The 18404-nt window shown below is 38.0% G+C and carries 20 protein-coding genes and 1 pseudogene; 12 read left to right on the top strand and 9 right to left on the bottom strand.

Annotated features, from left to right (window positions below):
- The first annotated feature begins 201 nt into the window (after positions 1-201).
- Entirely contained in the window at positions 202-648 is a 447-nt protein-coding gene (locus ACFPA1_RS07970) for a MarR family winged helix-turn-helix transcriptional regulator (protein WP_378581962.1), read from the top strand.
- Positions 649-744: 96 nt separating this feature from the next.
- Positions 745-1479, top strand: coding sequence for a glucose 1-dehydrogenase (locus ACFPA1_RS07965; protein ID WP_378581961.1), 735 nt, complete (start codon positions 745-747; stop codon positions 1477-1479).
- A gap of 209 nt (positions 1480-1688) precedes the next feature.
- Here ACFPA1_RS07965 and ACFPA1_RS07960 read toward each other — a convergent pair whose 3' ends face one another.
- The 3 genes from ACFPA1_RS07960 to ACFPA1_RS07950 form a co-directional block, all read right to left on the bottom strand.
- The gene (locus tag ACFPA1_RS07960; RefSeq protein ID WP_213145932.1) at positions 1689-1913 is read right to left on the bottom strand and encodes a hypothetical protein; all 225 of its coding nucleotides are present in this window, start codon (positions 1911-1913) and stop codon (positions 1689-1691) included.
- A gap of 273 nt (positions 1914-2186) precedes the next feature.
- A complete protein-coding gene (locus ACFPA1_RS07955) occupies positions 2187-2783 on the bottom strand; it encodes a hypothetical protein (protein ID WP_378581960.1) in 597 nt (198 codons plus the stop codon).
- A 215-nt stretch (positions 2784-2998) separates the two neighbouring features.
- The gene (locus ACFPA1_RS07950) at positions 2999-3217 is read right to left on the bottom strand and encodes a hypothetical protein (protein ID WP_378581959.1); all 219 of its coding nucleotides are present in this window, start codon (positions 3215-3217) and stop codon (positions 2999-3001) included.
- A 213-nt stretch (positions 3218-3430) separates the two neighbouring features.
- Between ACFPA1_RS07950 and ACFPA1_RS07945 the strand changes: the two genes are divergently transcribed.
- Positions 3431-3580 carry a hypothetical protein gene (locus ACFPA1_RS07945; protein WP_213145935.1) on the top strand — a complete coding sequence of 50 codons (150 nt, stop codon included), beginning with the start codon at positions 3431-3433 and terminating at the stop codon, positions 3578-3580.
- 175 nt (positions 3581-3755) lie between these two features.
- Here ACFPA1_RS07945 and ACFPA1_RS07940 read toward each other — a convergent pair whose 3' ends face one another.
- Positions 3756-4880, bottom strand: coding sequence for an NADH:flavin oxidoreductase (locus tag ACFPA1_RS07940; protein ID WP_378581958.1), 1125 nt, complete (start codon positions 4878-4880; stop codon positions 3756-3758).
- Positions 4881-5172: 292 nt separating this feature from the next.
- Here ACFPA1_RS07940 and ACFPA1_RS07935 point away from each other — a divergent pair, with 292 nt between their 5' ends.
- Positions 5173-5607 carry an ester cyclase gene (locus tag ACFPA1_RS07935; protein WP_378581957.1) on the top strand — a complete coding sequence of 145 codons (435 nt, stop codon included), beginning with the start codon at positions 5173-5175 and terminating at the stop codon, positions 5605-5607.
- 91 nt (positions 5608-5698) lie between these two features.
- Positions 5699-6391, top strand: a complete 693-nt coding sequence (locus ACFPA1_RS07930; RefSeq protein WP_378581956.1) for an aspartate/glutamate racemase family protein — start codon at positions 5699-5701, stop codon at positions 6389-6391.
- A gap of 96 nt (positions 6392-6487) precedes the next feature.
- On the opposite strand, the gene ACFPA1_RS07925 is transcribed toward ACFPA1_RS07930, so the two are convergent.
- Entirely contained in the window at positions 6488-6793 is a 306-nt protein-coding gene (locus ACFPA1_RS07925) for a monooxygenase (RefSeq protein WP_378581955.1), read from the bottom strand.
- Positions 6794-6805: 12 nt separating this feature from the next.
- On the bottom strand, positions 6806-7741 hold the full coding sequence (locus tag ACFPA1_RS07920; RefSeq protein WP_378581954.1) for a DsbA family protein: 936 nt from the start codon (positions 7739-7741) through the stop codon (positions 6806-6808).
- Positions 7742-7917: 176 nt separating this feature from the next.
- Between ACFPA1_RS07920 and ACFPA1_RS07915 the strand changes: the two genes are divergently transcribed.
- Entirely contained in the window at positions 7918-8487 is a 570-nt protein-coding gene (locus ACFPA1_RS07915) for a TetR/AcrR family transcriptional regulator (protein ID WP_378581953.1), read from the top strand.
- A 169-nt stretch (positions 8488-8656) separates the two neighbouring features.
- Here ACFPA1_RS07915 and ACFPA1_RS07910 read toward each other — a convergent pair whose 3' ends face one another.
- Positions 8657-9469 (bottom strand): IclR family transcriptional regulator, encoded by an 813-nt coding sequence (locus ACFPA1_RS07910; RefSeq protein ID WP_213145956.1) that lies wholly within the window; start codon positions 9467-9469, stop codon positions 8657-8659.
- Positions 9470-9926: 457 nt separating this feature from the next.
- Here ACFPA1_RS07910 and ACFPA1_RS07905 point away from each other — a divergent pair, with 457 nt between their 5' ends.
- The 4 genes from ACFPA1_RS07905 to ACFPA1_RS07890 all read left to right on the top strand — a co-directional run bounded on the left by ACFPA1_RS07905 (position 9927) and on the right by ACFPA1_RS07890 (position 14067).
- Positions 9927-11075, top strand: a complete 1149-nt coding sequence (locus ACFPA1_RS07905; RefSeq protein WP_378581952.1) for an acyl-CoA dehydrogenase family protein — start codon at positions 9927-9929, stop codon at positions 11073-11075.
- A 20-nt stretch (positions 11076-11095) separates the two neighbouring features.
- Complete coding sequence (locus tag ACFPA1_RS07900; protein ID WP_378581951.1) at positions 11096-12376, top strand: MFS transporter; 1281 nt, start codon at positions 11096-11098, stop codon at positions 12374-12376.
- A 21-nt stretch (positions 12377-12397) separates the two neighbouring features.
- The gene (locus tag ACFPA1_RS07895; protein ID WP_378581950.1) at positions 12398-13582 is read left to right on the top strand and encodes a thiolase family protein; all 1185 of its coding nucleotides are present in this window, start codon (positions 12398-12400) and stop codon (positions 13580-13582) included.
- Positions 13583-13737: 155 nt separating this feature from the next.
- Positions 13738-14067 (top strand): hypothetical protein, encoded by a 330-nt coding sequence (locus ACFPA1_RS07890; protein ID WP_213145959.1) that lies wholly within the window; start codon positions 13738-13740, stop codon positions 14065-14067.
- Positions 14068-14151: 84 nt separating this feature from the next.
- Here the strand turns inward: ACFPA1_RS07890 and ACFPA1_RS07885 are convergent, their stop codons facing one another.
- Positions 14152-14853: a hypothetical protein gene (locus ACFPA1_RS07885; RefSeq protein ID WP_378581949.1), complete on the bottom strand. Its 702-nt coding sequence runs from the start codon at positions 14851-14853 to the stop codon at positions 14152-14154.
- Positions 14854-15173: 320 nt separating this feature from the next.
- On the opposite strand from ACFPA1_RS07885, the gene ACFPA1_RS07880 reads away from it, so the two are divergent.
- A complete protein-coding gene (locus ACFPA1_RS07880) occupies positions 15174-15461 on the top strand; it encodes a hypothetical protein (protein ID WP_213145961.1) in 288 nt (95 codons plus the stop codon).
- A gap of 371 nt (positions 15462-15832) precedes the next feature.
- On the opposite strand, the gene ACFPA1_RS07875 is transcribed toward ACFPA1_RS07880, so the two are convergent.
- Positions 15833-16219, bottom strand: a complete 387-nt coding sequence (locus tag ACFPA1_RS07875; RefSeq protein WP_378581948.1) for an ABC transporter ATP-binding protein — start codon at positions 16217-16219, stop codon at positions 15833-15835.
- A 213-nt stretch (positions 16220-16432) separates the two neighbouring features.
- Between ACFPA1_RS07875 and ACFPA1_RS07870 the strand changes: the two are divergent.
- Positions 16433-18340: pseudogene (locus ACFPA1_RS07870) on the top strand (3'-5' exonuclease).
- Positions 18341-18404 lie beyond the last annotated feature (64 nt).

Here is an 18404-nt window from a genome sequence, read left to right as displayed (position 1 = left end):
ATATTTTTCTGAAAATCATAAATCCCTACTAGACTCAAAGTTACAAGGTTGCGTTTGAATTTAGTTTACATATAAACATTTTAATACTATAATGTTTATGGATAAACCTTCTCAGCTTCTTTAGATAAAAATATCTTACACAACAAAGACTTATGGTTGATAGAGGTTCGATTCAAATACGTTAGCTAGAAGGGGTTTTAAATGGACAGTTATAATAATATTTTCAATCTTACCCATATGATTCAACAGATAACCAATGAAAATATTGTTCGTTTTACAAATGAATTTTCTTATCCCATTGGTATATCAACAATTGTTGTTTTAGCCAAAATAGAAGCTAGAGGACCTTTAAAACAAATTGATTTAACCGAAGCACTAGGATATTCGAAAAGTACGATCACGAATATGGCAGAAAAACTTGTTAAGCTTGATTTAATAGAAAGGACTTACGATAAAGGTGATCGAAGGACGGTTTATCTAAGAATCACAAATAAAGGAATCGAAGCTCGAAAAGAAGCTGAAGCTATCGGAGAAAAAATTCATACGGAATTATTTAGTATTCTTTCTGAGGAAGAACTTACAAATTACATTGAAATTCAAAAAAAATTATTAGCTAATATCTCTGATAATAAAAAGTTGTCATTTTAATCTCTAATCATCAATTTTATGACAATCTAAATACTTAAAGTATTTTGCACATAGCAAATATATACAAAAATATAGTAATGGAAAAGGAGAATTTTTATGGCTCGTTTAGAAGGAAAAGTTGCAATTATCACTGGTGCTGCACAAGGTATGGGTGCAGCTCACGCTAGACGCTTTGTTGAGGAAGGCGCAAAAGTTGTATTAACTGACCTAAATGAAGAAAAAGGCAGCCAGTTCGCAAGTGAATTAGGTGAAAATGCATTGTTTTTAAAACAAAATGTTACGAGTGCTGAAGATTGGGCCAATGTTGTTGCTAAGGCAGAAAAAAAATTTGGACCAGTCAATATCTTAGTAAACAACGCTGGTATTACAATGGCGAAATCAATTCTAGAAACGACAGAAGAAGAATACCGTCGAATCGTGGATATTAACCAAGTTTCAGTATTCTTAGGAATGAAAACAGTTATTCCATCCATGCAAAAAGCAGGCGGTGGGTCTATTGTGAACATTTCTTCCATCAATGGTATTGTTGGCGGTGCTGTTGGTTATACAGATACAAAATTCGCTGTTCGCGGCATGACAAAAGCAGCTGCGGTGGAATGTTCACACTATGGCATCCGCGTGAATTCCGTACATCCAGGTGTGATTGCAACTCCTATGGTCGTGCAAGAAGATACAAAAGCGGCGGTAGAGGAATTCGCAAAACATATTCCATTAAAACGAGTTGCGCAGCCAGAAGAAGTAACAAACCTTGTTCTTTATTTAGCTTCTGATGAATCAAGCTACTCAACTGGTGCCGAATTTATCGTTGATGGCGGAATCACTGCAATGTAAGGTAAGATTGTGAAACTAACTAGGGCGTTGATCCATAAAGGATTAGTGCCTTTTTTCATGAGGCACGGGGACGGTTCTCGTGCTTCAATGATAACAGGCTTGGGATTAACGAACACGATTTGTGCAAGGAGGACACATCGAGGGGGTGACAATTTCTGGACCACCATGGTCATTGACGGCTAAATGCAAGGTTGTATTCCTTTCCGGTCCTATTTTGTTTTAGTAAAGATTTTTCCATTGTTTAGCTCACACCAATCCGATAATTCTTCATAGGTTTCCTTATTCCCGTATTTTTCAAAAAAAGCTTCCTTATTTTCGAATACTTCCATTTCACCGTTTTCTAGTAATGTTACCATTTGATACGGATTTAATTGAAAAACCTTGGAAATGGCTATTAGTTCACCTATATGTACATTATCAGCTATATTTTCCATTATTTCCGCTCCTTTTACAGATCGCATCTAATTAAAACTTCTTAAAGTATTTACCAAAAGTGTAGATATTATTTATTGTGACTATAAGTTGAAAAAACATCTCTATAGTTACCTGAAAAATAGGTGTTTTTTTCAAAGCATGCGGGAGAGGGCTGTGAATGCTATTGTCACCTATTGTACAGTGAAAATGAGGACAAAAAGGGGTTTTGTATTTTACATAAATAAAAGCCCGAAATCATATGCTTTCGGGCTTTCCGTATTTGGTAAATTCGTTCAGACTCTTCCTTCAAGTATTTGCTTTCGATACTGGAAGGCGGTTAGTAATTTATAACCTCTAAGGTTAGGAAGCATTTTATCCAGCAGCGCAACCGCCTCTTCCTTTTTCCCATCATAAACGGCTTGATCGATTTCCAATATCTTTAGGAAAAAGGTGTCTGCAATCTTATCTTTATATTGTTTGAATGACGCATCGTCACCTTCATTAATAGCGATATCCGCCAAAGTGTACCACTTTGTTTTATGTCCAGCCATTTTCGAAAGAAGTTCTTTTGCTTTTTCGTATTGTTTATACTCCATTAAAAGCATCAATTCGGAGTTTTGTTTTAATTTTTTGGAACGGATTTTCACCATGGCTTGTTCCGCAGCTGGTAGGTTCCCGTGAAGATTATGGTATAGGAATTGCAAATGTGGAGATTTCGATTTATTTAAGTACGACATTATCTTTTCGGCGTCTTTACCAAATATAAGCGGGTTTCGAACAAGGATAAAAACAACCGCAACAGCTAATACGCCAAACATGATCCAGATGGGAACCTGAAAAAAGCCCATCAAAAAAGCGAACAAAAAGACTAGAACCAAAATCCAAATCATAGAATCCTCCGTTAGCAGGTTTTTCTCCTATTTTATCACACTATTGTTTTCCTGAATTTATCTGAAATGCAAAAGATTTACCCGCATCGTAATTTTTTTGTAAGTCAAAGGAGAGCGGGGAAGCGCTTTTTAAAGTAGAATTACAAAAGTATATATACTTTTATTACAAGTTAATTAAGGCATATTAAAAGGCATGAGTCCAGTTCAATATGGCGTCAATATTCGTCTTCGCTATACATTGCAGCAATAAATTCATGAAGTTTGTCCTCTTCATAATCGCTTAATTCCCTCATGGGGATGACTGTTTGATGTTGAGGATCACGCCCGCGTATTTCTGCCACTAATTTCTCATCTAGAAATACATTAAAAGCGGGTTCATTTTCATGGGATGGTTGAATCGGTTCTTTACGAAAATTCGGTTTATGTTCTGACATATGAACTCCTTTTATCACTAAAGTTTATCTCTTCCCCTCATTATCACCCATTCTTCATTCTTTATGTAATTACCAGCATATACCTTGCTATTTGCAATAATTTTTAATTATATTCCTGCAAAAAATAAGAAATGGGGCAAAATGAATACGTAGTGGATGTCGTACAACCTGATATCATGTGTAAAAAATTGAAGATGAAAGGATAGATAGTATATGAGCGATAAATCATGGAGAGTAGACTCTTATCAAGAAGGAGAGTATAAAATAAGTGTTAGGAAAAATTTAGAGAATGATCGGGTAGACGAAGGTGATTTGCCTGATAACGAACGCCTCGAACGTATCAATCTTAATAATAAAGAGTAAGTATATAGTCTCAAATTATCAATTATAGGAATATCGTTAAATCGGAAAGCCCTGATTTGGGGTTATGTATTGCTAATCTAGTGGTGCTAAAGGGGACTTAAAATAGCCCTTCCAATAAAGAAGGGCTTATACAGTGTATTTGCAAGTTGATAAAACGGACGGTTTTTGACGGTAATTAAATCAGTTGCTTCTCGGATTCCTTCGTATAATGCACTACTTGATCAAGGTTGCCATTTTTGAGTTTTACTGCCCATTCTGGATCAGCTAGCACGGCACGGCCGACGGCTACATAGTCAAATTCGCCTGCTTTGATTTTTTCATCTATAATTTTAAGATTGTCTACAATTGTGACATTATCATTATCCTGATTGCTCAGATAAGCCCGGTTAATTCCAACAGAACCGACCGCAATCGTTGGTTTTTTAGTAATTCGTTTCGTCCAGCCAGCTAAGCCTAATGATGGATCTTCATCCCTAAATTCAGGTTCCCAGATTCGTCTTGTCGAGCAGTGGAAAATGTCTACGCCAGCTTCAACCAAAGGAGTGAGCAATTGTTCAAGCTCAGTAGAGTTATTCGCTAATTTAGCTTGATAATCGGTTCCTTTCCATTGTGAAAAACGCAAGACAATTGGAAAATCAGGACCGACTGCTTTCCGGCAAGCACGAACAACATCTGCTGCAAACTTTGAACGCTCGCCTATATCCCCGCCATACTCATCTGTACGTTTGTTTGTTAGTTCCCAAAAAAATTGATCGATTAAGTATCCATGTGCTCCATGCAATTCAATTCCGTCAAAGCCGATGCGCTTCGCATTTGCTGCGGCTTCGGCGTAGGCGTCTATCATTTCAGCGACTTCATCTTTCGTTAAAGCCTTTATTTTCTCATTTCTTTGGCCTTTTAAAGTAAATCCAGACGGACTGACAGGAGGGGCGTCAACATTTGGTTCGCTGCCTGCTCTTCTTGCTGCACCTACATGCCATATTTGTGGAATGATTTTGCCACCTGCCTGGTGGACTTTATGCACAACATTTGCCCAGCCATTTAAGGCGTCCTCACCATAAAAACGGGGAATATCTGGGCTCATTACTGCAGCTGGGTGGTTAATCGCTGTTCCTTCAGTTATGATAAGCCCAATCCCATTCTCTGCACGTTTGCGGTAATATTGTGCAACATTTTCCCCTGGGACACCTTCGGGCGAAAACATTCTTGTCATTGGGGCCATTACTAACCGGCTTGCTAACTTTTCATTTCCAAATGGTACAGATTGAAACAATGTATGACCTGCGAACTCTTGATCCAAGGCGAGCACTTCCTTCTATTTATTTGTTTAATCATGCTTCCTTTATTCTAACAATTACTCTATATAAATATAAACTTATTAGTCTTATATTTTTACTAATATTATAAATTCTACCAAAAAATCTATTTAATTGAATAAAATTACATTAATATTAATTTTGCGTTTTTTAGGTAAGATGGGGCCGCCACGGTAATTTTTTTCTGGTGAGGGTAAGAAGGAAATTATTTCATTAGTAACGAAAATATTAGTTCAGCGTTTTTAAAGTTTAGAAAGAGAGAAATGGAGTCAGATTATGATTAGTGCAGAGAAAAAGAAAGTAGTAGAGCGGTGGTTTTTTGAATTTTTTACAAAAGGAGATTTAAGCGTTATAGATGAAGTAACCACAGAAGATTTTATTTATCATGGGTCTAGTGGTGATTCTACTCGTCAGAAGCTAAAGGATTTTATGGGGTGGTACCGCACCTGTTTTCAAGACGATCAATGGGAAATAAACGATTTAATTGAACAAGATAATAAGCTGGTTGTAAGATATACAGGTTTCAGCACATATAAAGGAGGCTGGTTTAATATCCCTTCTACCAATCAAAGGGTTAAGGAAACTGGCATAATGATCTATTATTTTGAGGGAAAAAAGGTTAAAGAGCTTTGGTGCGAGTTATCAGATGCAAATGTGCTGTATCAATTAGATGCACTTCCAAAGGGAACTCATGAAACTTTCGAAAACTAGAAGCAAAATGGAACATAGCTCAGAAGCTAACGGAATGGCGAGATTTAAAAAAACAATTTGAATACTTATCCATTAAATGGAGGAGAAGCATTTGAAAACAATCGGTTTAATAGGCGGAATGAGCTGGGAGTCTTCCATAGAATATTACCGAATCATCAATGAGGAAGTTAAGCGCCAATTGGGAGGATTACATTCGGCAAAGTGCATTTTATACAGTGTTGATTTTGATGAAATCGAACGTTACCAGGCTAGTGGAGAATGGGAATCCGCGGGGCTCGCATTGGCTGAAGCCGCTCTGTCCTTGGAAAAAGCCGGAGCAGATTTCATTGTGATTTGCACCAACACTATGCACAAGGTCATCAACTATATTTACGAAAAAATAACTATACCGATCCTCCATATAGCAGATGCAACCGTAAAACAAATACAGAATATGAACCTAAATAGAATTGGGTTACTTGGCACGAAATATACTATGGTAGAAGACTTCTACAAATCTAGAATTGAGGCAAATGGGATAAATGTATTGATCCCCGATAAAGATGAGATCGAGCGAATCAATAGTGTGATTTATGAGGAATTATGTGTAGGTACGATCAAGCAAACCTCGAAAGAATATTATAAAAAAGTGATCAAAAATTTAGTGGACAGGGGAGCCGAAGGGATTATATTAGGTTGTACAGAAATTGGTTTACTGGTGAAACCAGAGGATTCTGTAATTCCACTGTTCGATACAACAGTCATACATGCTATTGAAGCAGTAAATAAAGCGTTAGAATTGTGAAAAATCCACAAGGGCGGTTCTTGCATCATTTCTTATAGCAAAAGTGATGCACGAGAACCGTCCCCGTGCATCTTCCCGTGCATCTTATTTATTCATTTATTTTACTGGACCTCTATTAATCTCTGTAAGTTTAGAATTGATGGCAAAGATTTTTGCGTTCACTTTAGATATACCAAATCCGGCTAACCGTTTAGAATGCATATCTAAATAATGTTCTGCTGTTTCTTTTGTTTCGAAAATATAAATTCCGCCTGCTTCATTCGTTTCAGGACTTTCTGTCCAGATTTTCCACACGAAGCCAGGTTCTTCATTGATACTTTTCGCTAAATCAGAAAATGCCTCCGCCATTTCATCCCCGAATGGACCATTCATGTTGAAATCCACTTGTAATACGTATGCCATCTTTAATCACCTCTATTTTGTAGTAGTAGAAGTAAAATACAATTCTCCTAATATTTCCTTCACTTGATAGCTTTTTGGTGAAAGTTCTTTGCTAATAAAGCTGTTAATCTCCGATTTTTCAACATCATACATCACTTCAATTTCTTTTGAAAACAGAAGTTTCTCTTTTTCAAGCAAGGTCGAAAGAGGTGATTGTTGTTTTGGCTGCAGTTCTTCCAGATTTAGAACCTGCTCTAACCCAGCAGCATAGTTTTCCAATGAGCGGGCACCGACAATTTTTACTCCTTTATTTTCTTCATTGACGATGATAATGGTTGGGAACCCACGAACACCGAGGTTTCGTGCCAACATGAAATCTTCATTTAATAATTGCTGTCCGTTTTGTTGTTCAGCTTCATTTACAATAGCTTTTCCATCAAGTCCAAGTTTGTTGACAATCTCTATCAAAATGGATTCATCTGAGATATTTTGATTAAAGGCGAAAAGGGCTTCTCTTGCACGTCGTAAATATTCAAAGGCCAATGCGTCGTTATGATTTTTTTGAATCACTTTAAAGACGCGAGAAGGGGGATAGGATGACTGAACGGGATTGTCAATCATGAGCGACCCATCAATTGGCATGCGGGAAATTTCACCAACTTCTCTCCAGTGACCAGCCACGTCCGCAGGTTTAAAGATTCCATTTGCAGGATCGATAGGTCCATCATGCCATTTTTCCAGCAACCCGCCCATAACCGTATGGAAGTTAAAATGCTGTCCATACTGCTCTACAAAACGGCGAAGAACTGGTTCGAGTGCCCAGCAATGGGAGCATATCGGGTCCGTCACATAATATACATTTACGGTTTTCTTTGGTTGATTGAAATCAATGATTTCCATATTTTCCTCTTCAACTACACCACAAACACCGGTTTCTAAGTCACAAATCATGTTATTATTTTCATTCATTTCGAGATTCCTCCTTTGTTTTTGTTAAAAAAGTTGCTTACTTAGAATTGATTTCATATTTGTTGTACAATTGGATTGTAGTACATAATGAAAAACACCAATACCAATAGATAATTGGATTTATCGTATATACAACACATTTGAAAAATTGTCGAAAAAGTAGGAGGTACTTTTGTATGAATCAGGAAAAAACGGACCCCCGAATTCTTCGGACACGCAAATTAATCATGGATTCGTTTATTGAACTTTCAGGAAAAAAGGAATTCAAGGATATTACCATTAAAGATATTACAACAGAGGCCATGGTCAATCGTGCGACCTTTTATTATCATTTCGAGGATAAATATGACTTATTAGAAAAGGTCCTATCAGAAGTCCTATTGATCAATTTGAATTCCGATCAGGTTGATCAAAACGAACTAAATGAAGATACCATTGTTAGTATTTTCGTAGCCATTACAAATTTTCAAAATTCCTTATCCAATCGCTGCCATAGAGGCTACGAAGACACCATCGCCCGCATTATCAGGGGTCAACTAGAAGTTATTTTTTACAAAATGTTGTTAAAAAGGCATTCAATGGACGAAAATGATGCGCTAAAGAGGACAGCTGTCATGTTAAGTTGGGGAATCTACGGAGCGTCTGTAGAATGGAGAAGAAACAGAGAGGTACCACCGGAAGAATTTATCAGGTCGCTTATTCCGTTTATTATGTATGGGATTGATTTTGAGACTATAAACCAATAGATATTACCAAAAAGAGGCTAGTGATTTCATTATCGTCACATAAAGAATAAAAGCCAACTATCCCAAAAATAGAGAGGTTGGCATTATTCATAAGTCGGAAATTCTCAATCTATATTTGGAATAACACAACTATAAAAAGCAGAGGGAAGTTTATGAAATATGGAATTTATCATACTTTAAAGATAGGTTCTTTTCCTCCCAGTGCTTCTGTAATACTTCTTGCTGCTTTTTTAAGTTTGTCTCCACAAATTGAAACATAATCTTCGTCTACATTTGTAGCAAAACCGAGACAGGCAATAACCATGGCAATTTGGCCGCTATAATCAAAAATGGGGGCTGCAATACCGAATACCCCTGGTGTATGTTCTTCATAACTTACTGCAAATCCCTTACTACGAACCTCTTTTAAGCTCTCCTTATACGTTTCTAAGTCTGTAATTGTCTTATCGGTAAATTGTTTCAAATTTACTTTTTCAAGAATTTGTTCCATTCTATGTTCTTCCAAATAGGCCAAGTAACACTTACCGAAGGAGGCACTGGTTATTGGGAAATGCTGCCCTATTTTAACAGACACATGAACATGGTAATCTGGAACATCCAGTTCTTCCTTTGCGACGTACATTAAGCGATTATCGGAGATGGGTTCAAGTAAAACACTTGTCATCCGCGTTTCCTCACACACCCATTTAAGGTGGGGCTGAGCCAGTTTGAGGTAATCAATAAATTCTGATGCGCGAGAACCTAAAATGATAAGATAGGAGCCAAGACTATACTGTTTTGAGTCCGCATCATACGAAACGAATCGATTGTGATTTAGTAATTTTAGAATTCTATGGCAAGTACTTTTGTTGATTGATAAATTTTTTGAGATTTGCGACAACGAGCGTTCTTTACTCTTATATCTACTTAAATATTCCAAAATCTTAATTGCGGCCTCAAGCGCAGGGACCTCCGATTTTTCTCTTTCATTGGGTGTATCCATAACGTAAACTCCTTTTTAATAATCTCCCGTAACTCAATTATACAGGGTTAAAGGAAAAAGCAAATATACCGTACAATTATTCCTTATGTATATTTTCAGAAAAAACAAAAAGATATAATGTGTCAAATTATAAATTGTAAACCCTTAATTGTCTAACGATTTATTTTATTGGAAAAATTAAAAATATTATTGACGAATTAATTGAACGAATAGTATTATTGTTCCAATAGCGGTACGCAATTCCCTGTGTGAAATTATAATATGAATCTCTTAAAGTAGCTATTAACCTAACCATTTAGGGATTAGAAATTTTTTTGGGATATATGTTCCGTATACGGAACAAATGTATTATATGTGGAACTAATTCATCCAATTAACTCTCCATCGGATGAAATAGTTGAAATCAACAGGGCAAAGGATTTTAAGGATATTTAATTAAGAAAGGAAAGTGAAAAAGATGGATTTTCGATTTTCAGAGGACATTCAATTTTTAAAGCAAAGTATTCGTGATTTTATTGATAGTGAAGTGGATCCATTGGCAATGGACATTGAAGAGAATAATGAAATTCCTGAAAAAATCATGAACATGTCCAAGGAAATGGGATTGTTCGGATTAAGTATCCCGGAGGAATATGGCGGTATCGGTATTGGTATGGTGGGGAAATGTGCGATTTATGAGGAATTAGGAAGAACCCATAATGGCTATACCACTGTCATTGGTGCTCATACCGGGATTGGGTCCGTAGGGATTGTCGAAATGGGGAATGAAGAACAAAAGCGGAAGTATTTGCCGCCGATGGCAAGGGGAGAAATGATTGGTGCGTTTGCTTTAACGGAACCAAGTGCTGGCTCAAATGCAACAAATCTGAAAACAACTGCTGTAAGAAAAGGTGACAAATACATACTGAATGGGAGCAAACATTATATTACCAATGCCCCGATCGCCGATGTCTTTACCGTCATGGCTGTGACCGATCCTTCTAAAGGTGCAAAAGGCATTACGTCCTTTATTGTTGAAAAAGACTTTCCAGGCTTTACAATTGGAAAAAATGAAAAGAAAATGGGTCTCCGTGGATCCCATTCAGCCGAAATTTTCTTTGAAGATTGTGAAGTCCCAGCAGAAAATGTGCTCGGTCAAGAAGGTCAAGGATATGTAAACGCTTTAAAAATTCTTGCCAATGGACGGGCAGGACTTGCAGCACGTAACTTAGGTTCATGCGAAAAGCTGTTGGAAATGTCTATCCAACATGCCAATACGCGAATCCAATTTGGCAAACCGATTTTTGAACAGCAAATCATTCAACATTATTTGGCTGATATGGCTCTTGATATCGAATCATTACGGAGCATGACCTATCGTGTGGCTTGGATGGTGGATCAAGGGATGAAGGTCATCAAGGAAGCAGCTATGGTAAAACTTCTTGGTTCCGAAGTTTATAATCGTACCGCAGATAAAGCAGTACAAATTCACGGAGGCCTTGGCTATATTGCGGAATTCCCAGTGGAACGTTTTTATCGGGATGCTAGAATAACGAAAATTTATGAAGGAACCTCCGAAATCCAAAAAAATATTATCGCGGCACAGTTGAAAAACGAATACCTTTAAACAAAGAAAAGAGGAGATTGATGATGCGTTGGTTTATTCTTCTGCTTTTATTCTTAGGGGCAGTCGTAAATTTTGCAGATAAATCCATCATTGGACTTGCAGCTGCACCTATTATGAAAGAGTTTAAGCTTAGTCCTGTGGAGTGGGGGCTGGTAGGAAGTAGTTATTACTGGCTTTATCCCGTAACAGGTATCTTTGGAGCAGCACTTGCGGATAAATATGGAACGAAAAAAATACTTGCAGTGGTCATGCTGTCGTGGACAGCCTTACAATTTGGTGTTTTGGCCATTGCTGCATTACCCCTTTTAATCGTTTATCGAGTTTTGTTAGGGGCATTCGAAGGACCGTACAGTCCGATTGCCTATAACCATGCAGATAAGTGGTTCCCGCCGAAACTAAAAGGTTTTGCTAATTCCATGATCGTTGGCGGCGGTACTGTTGGGGCCATGATTGCTGCGCCAATCCTCGTTTCTTTAATTACCATTTTTGGGTGGAAGATCGCATTTGCCATTCTGGGTGCAGTAAGTTTTGTCTGGTTCTTGTTGTTTCAATTCTTCACAAAAGAAAATCCAGTTGAGGTATATAAGGAAGTACAAAAGAATAAGAAAGCGAAGATTGAGAAACTCAAATTAAAAGATTTCCTATTACTTTTGGCGTCGCCAACTGCCTTATTTACCACGCTTGCTTATTTTTCAACTTATATCCTTGTTGTTTGGTTTTCGGTTTGGCTGCCTATTTATTTAGTAGAATCTATTAAAATGTCACCGGCGCAAATGGGATATGGCGTAATGGTCATTGGGATTGTTTCCGTGGTCATTTATACAGGTATTTCCATGCTATCAGATTATTTATTTAAGAAAAATCAAAATTGGCGTTCATCTAGGGTATTCGTTGTTGGAGGCTCCATGATCGTGGGTGCATTATTGTTTGCGTCTATAATGATTTTCCAAAATCCATTCTGGGTTATTGCGGCATTGTGTATAGCAAAAGGTCTTGCCTATACCATTTTACCAATCGGGCCAACCATTATGATTAATGAAATGCGTGAACGGGGCGGATTAATGACAAGTATTTTAACATCGTCAGGTAATCTCGCTGGTATTGTTGCCCCGCTTTTAACCGGGTATATTATCAGCTTAGCTGGAGGGGATAAATTGGCAGGCTATAATCTATCTATCTTGTTTATGGCTGGAGCCGTATTTATTTTCGGGTTACTATTTACCATTTTTGTTAAACCTTCTATTTTAAAAGGCAAGGACAAGGAACAAGGATTGGATTATTTAGAATCGAAAACTTCGTAATGTGTAGAGGAGAGGAAAAACATGAGTGAAAATATTGTGATTGTGAGTGCTGTTCGAACACCAATTGGACGTTATGGCGGTGCATTTAAAGAAATCAGTTCAGGCAATTTGGCGAGTATTGCCATTACGGAAGCCGTTAAAAGAGCAAATATAACGCCTGAACAAGTGGAAGAGGTTATTTTTGGAGAGGTTAGACAAAGTACCGAATCCTCAAATGTAGCAAGGGTTGCAGCCCTCCGTTCAGGTATTCCTGAAACTGCCCCTGCTTTTACTGTTAATAGATTGTGTGCCTCTGGGATGCAGGCAATTGCTTCAGCTGTCCAGCAAATCAGCTCAAATCAGGCTAAGATCGTCGTTGCGGGCGGTACGGAAAATATGAGCAGGGGGCCAATCTATCTCAGAAATGCACGTTTCGGCGGGGATCGTACCATACTAGTAGATTCCAACACAGAAGCAGGGCAGCAGCCTCAAGAACTATATGGAAAAGACTTAGGAATGGGGATTACGGCAGAAAATGTAGCTGAGAAATATCAAATTTCAAGAGAAGATCAGGATGCTTTCGCAGTGGAAAGTCAAAGAAGGGCTGTAAAAGCAATTGCGGATGAAAAGTTTAAGGCAGAAATCGTGCCAGTCGAAGTGAAAGAAAGAAAAGGTACACGAATCGTTGATACGGATGAGCACCCGCGTCCTGAAACAACATTGGAAAAACTTTCAGGCCTAAAGCCAGCTTTTAAGGCAAACGGAACCGTTACGGCAGGCAATGCTTGCGGTAGGAATGACGGTGCTTCTGCATTAGTTTTAATGAAAGAAAGCGAGGCTGAACGCTTAGGGCTAAAACCGCTTGCTAAGATCGTGGATTGGTCAGCTGTAGGTGTCTCTCCTGAAGTAATGGGGATCGGTCCTGTTCCGGCGGTTACGAAACTATTAGAACGGACTGGGAAAAAAGTAGAAGATATCGGTCTTTTTGAATTAAATGAGGCTTTTGCTTCTCAGGCACTGGCTGTTATTCGTGAACTAAAGCTAGATGTAAATAAGGTCAATTTGAACGGGGGCGCAATTGCGCTTGGACATCCAGTTGGAGCAACTGGTGCCCGTATCGTGACAACGCTCATCCATGAAATGATTGACCGTCAAGAAAGATACGGAATCGCCACACTATGTGTCGGTGGCGGCCAAGGCATGGCGATTATGGTTGAAAGGATGTAAGAAAGACTATTTAAGTTTGAAGCTTCATTGATTTAAGAATAAGAGCCGACTATCCCCAAAACACGGTAGTCGGCTTTATTCATGAGTAAGCAATAATTTTCACACCTTCATCCGCTCAGGCAGACTCTGTATCGATTGCACCACTAAATCCAGCTTTGATTCATTTTGCGTGGCCAAGTACAGATTTAAAGGGCGGAAAATACGAGGATGAAAAATCTGTTTTTAAAGATGAGAGTGAATTAAAGAAGCTAGGTTACCAAATTACCGGGTCGACGCGTGAAAAACGCTGGAAAATTCTTGAGACAGCGGTGAATCAGCTTGGTCTAAAAAAAGTAGCCTATACAATTGCTCAAAATGTGAAACTTAGAAAAGGCCAAAAGGATGGGGAAACAAAATTTAGATATGCAATAGGGGAATGGGAATATGACCTAAATAAGCTAAAGCAAACTTACTATAGACATGATTTTAGTTGGCCGACAATATGATGCACGGGGACGGTTCTTTTGCCTCATTTTCTAATGAAAGTGATGCACGAGAACCGTCCCCGTGCATCTGTTATATTTATATTTTTATTGTTTTGGCAGGAAATCACCGATTCCATTTGATAATATCGCTGTATCCCATGGATGCCAATAATAGGTGATACCATCAAACTGCAAATCATATTTATAGGCAATAGGCTGATCCGTATAAAAGACCATGTCATAAACAATGGGATCACCTTTATCCATATTTGCCTGGAAATTTGGACTACTCTCACCTTCATTTAAAACTTGAAGAAATTTCTTTATCTCATCTGGGTTATCTAAGTTTACCAATTTTTTTGGCCCTTCCGGCTGGTAAGCGAGATAAACCTCTATTCGGTTCACTTTCTCGATTGGCATATCTTTAAAATGCCATTTATAATCGAAATCCTCTCTTGAATAATAAACACGATACCCATTAATTTCGCGGTTAGATTTGACGGCAATAAATTGTGGAACACCTTTAATCGCATAAATTTCTGTGCCTTTTTCATGAAACGATGCATCTCCATTACGAATTTTATAATTTGGGTTCGTCACATTGTCCGCTACCTTGAACTTCACTGTCCCAATTTTATCTCCAAGGTACTCTTCGTCAGCCAAAACACCCGAGTAAATTCCATCGTACTCAATACCATCCCATTTTACAAAATCAACCCAATCAATTACCGCATGCCCATCAAATGGTGTGGACCGGCAACCTGTTAAGGCAAATATAATCAAAATAAAGATAGCCCAATTTTTCATAGACAGCACCCCTTTTCAGGTTAGACGAATTGATCATTAACTTTGTTTCTAAATGAGGTGCTAAATACAAAAAGAGCGGAGATAGAAAAATAAAATAAGGCTGACTGGAATTCGGAAATATCGAAGACATGTGAGGGGTTGCATGGACCAATCTGTCATTTTCTTTTATGTATCAGCTCAATATGGCTGGGGAATGGAGAAACTGTACGAAATCAGTCTTATAAGTTATGATACCTGCCCTTTCAGTTTTTACATCATTGCATCTTATATAGTGTACGGGGACAACCTCTCCTAAATCATTGAAAGGGGTGAAAATATATATGAGTTCTAGTCGTAGCCATAATGATGGAGCAATTGAGAGACTAAGAAAGATTTTAAATACCAAACTTGGGCACATGGTTGGTGTCGTTACAAAAGCTGGTGTACTAACAGTTGGCTCAGTAGTAGAAGTTAAGGGTGATCTTCTTATACTGGCTAGTACATTCACTGTTATTGCTCCCGGTTTTGGTGGAATTATTCCTGCACCAATAGTCTATATTCCACTGGAGGATATTACTCAACTATTGGATGATATTGACCCATCCAAACTTTCACTAAAGGAACATTAAAAGAAAATGGGGTCTCCAAAAAAGAGAAAAGTAACCATCCTTTTCTCTTTTTCCATGTATCAAGTAAACTATCAAGGCAGAAAGCCAATTGTTAGAAGAACTTCACGACTAATTGAGGGACGAGTATGTCGCTAACAGTGGTTGATGCTTCATTTGCGAATTACTTAAAATATGTACTTTCCAAAACACAAAAAGAAGCTGATGATAAAGCAATATTTATAAATGATCATATTCTCTAAGAAGGAAATAAATTAATATTACAGATGTTTTAAAAAAGAAAAATGGTTAAAATGGATGGGAAATGCATGGGGCCGGTTCTTTTGCCTCGTTTTCTAGTGAAAGTGATGCACGAGAACCGTCCCCGTGCTTCATTATTTTTTCCTAAGCACTCCCTTTTTAACTAAATTAATTAGCGTCCCTTTATTCTTATACCTCTGATAAGCAATCAGCCTATTCAAATCTTTTACGGTTAATTCAGTAGGCGCTATTGCCAATTCGAATTCGTCCTTTACTTTATCGATTAAAGAAAGGGCATACTCCACCTGTTTAGAAGTTAATTTATAATCATCTTCGCCAGCATTTTGTTTTTCGATGACTTTTTCCGCAACGACGTTTTCAATACTTGCTGCATGTTCTTTCAGTTTCGCATTAATTAATGCCTCGACATCCGCTTGGCTGATGGGCGGTTCCTTTGGTTGAGGTGTAGTTTGTGTTGTCTTAAAAAATTTATCAAGGATTCCTTTAATCAATATTTCCACTCCACTTTCATAAGAGTTCTCATATTTATCAATTTTACTAGGATATATCTTCCATTCTATTATGAAATAATTCCTATACAATTGACAATACTTTTGAAACGCAGGGACGGTTCTTTTGCCTGGTTTTCTAGGTAAATTGATGCACAAGAACCGTCCCTGTGCATCAAAATTTGTAGTATAATGGAGAAAATTGCAAATTTTGGAGCGGTTGTTATGGCGATTACGATTCCTGAAACTATTCGATCATCTGCCACGACGGGAGAACGGTTATTTTTTAGAACTTTAAAAACTTATCTTCCAGATGATTACATAGTGTACTTCGAGCCTGAGATACAAGGGAAAAGGCCTGACTTTGTGATTATAGGTCCGGACCTCGGTATCGTTGTGCTGGAAGTGAAAGATTATACAAAAAATACATTATTTCAACTTAATCACGATGAATGGCATATTGTGTCGACTTCCGGCGATCAAGCGGTTATTAAAAGTCCGATGAAGCAGGCCAGGGATAATATGTTCCATGTTGTGGATGTCTTGAAAAAAGATAAAAACCTTATTCAATTGGATGGAAAATATAAATTTCAATTAAAATTCCCGTATGGCCATGGTGTTGTTTTTACGAGGATGTTTTCCAAGGATTTTGTACAAGAGGGGCTTTACACGGTTATTGAACCACACCTTTGTTTGACAAGGGATGAAATTGACCCGGAGAAGGAAGGATTTTCTGAAGAAATTCTAATGGAAAAGATCCTGATTATGTTTGTTGTCCCGTTTCGCCTTAGGGAACCACTTTCATTAGAGGACATTAATGCTATTCGTTATCATCTATTCCCTGAAGTCCGGATTAGTGCTGAATTTAAAGCGCCTGTCCCATATCAAGATCAGCTTTTATTATCCTTACATGATATTAAGACAATGGATCTTCATCAGGAGAATTTGGCAAAGCAGATTGGTGATAAGAACCGCTTGATTCGCGGGGTTGCCGGTAGCGGGAAAACGATTATTTTAGCAAGCCGGGCGAAAATGTTGTCCAAGCAGAATCCTGATTGGAAAATCCTGATCCTTTGCTATAATATTTCACTGGCCAATGCCATCCAGCAAATGATTACCCACATGCTGAATGAACCGGAGGATTTGTTCGATTTTGATTCAAATGTAAAGACTGTGCAAAATCAAAACATCATTGTTCGTAACTTTCATTCTTGGTTAAGGAATGATTTAAAAGTCAGGGAGCAGCAGCTGCCTGAAATCATTAAGAAAATAGAGAGGAAGGAAGCAATTCTTCCGACCTATGATGCTGTTTTGATTGATGAGGGACAGGATTTTGAAGCTGATTGGCTTCGTTTGGTCAGTTAGCTTATCAATGCCGATACCCAATCACTTTTATTGGTGGAAGATAGAGCGCAGACCATCTATAAACGAAAACGATCTTACCTTCAGGACACAGGTTTGAGCTTTCAAGGACGTTCAAAGGTGTTGTCGATCAATTATCGAAACACCCAGCAGATTGTCAAGTTTGCTTGGGATTTCTACCGTGAACATTCCATGTTTAAAAATAAAGTCGTTAATCGGTAATTGGAAGGGGAAATCATTGCGCCGCAAAGCACAAAAAGAAAAGGACCAGAGCCGGGCATCTTAAAGTCGGCCAACTTCTTTGATGAAATGAGACTCGTTGCCCGCCAGATTAAGAAGTTGAATGAAGATCGAAAAGTGCCTTTTGATGAAATGTTAATCCTTTATAGGGTGAAACGAACATATCAGTATCCGATTATTGATATTATTAAGCGTTCTCTATCTGAAGCTGGTTTACCGTTTTTCTGGATCACTGAAAATGATGTTTCCAAGCGTTCCTATAAAAAAGATGATGGCAAGGTTAAAATTAGCACTATTGACAGCAGTAAGGGCCTGGATTTTCGTGCTGTCTTTATTGTCAATGTGGATTCGATGCCATTTCCATTGGAAGAAGACAAGGAGAGGGAAGTATCACTTCTTTATATTGGGATGACAAGAGCCAAGGAGTATCTTTGCTTGTCTTATTCAGGGGAATCGGAGTACACGAAATATTTGGATCAAATCCTCGTGTTAAGAAACCAAAAGAGGGAGGGGATAGAAAAGGTCAATTAATTTAAGAATGTAAAGGGACGGTTCTTTGGCCTCATTTTCTAGTGAAAGTGATGCACGAGAACCG

Source organism: Neobacillus sp. GCM10023253 (genome assembly GCF_042653105.1).
In the GTDB taxonomy this organism is placed as follows: Bacteria; Bacillota; Bacilli; order Bacillales; family Cytobacillaceae; genus Neobacillus; species Neobacillus citreus.
Note: the sequence above shows the minus strand (reverse complement) of the source record. Positions and strands in the feature narration are given on the sequence as shown.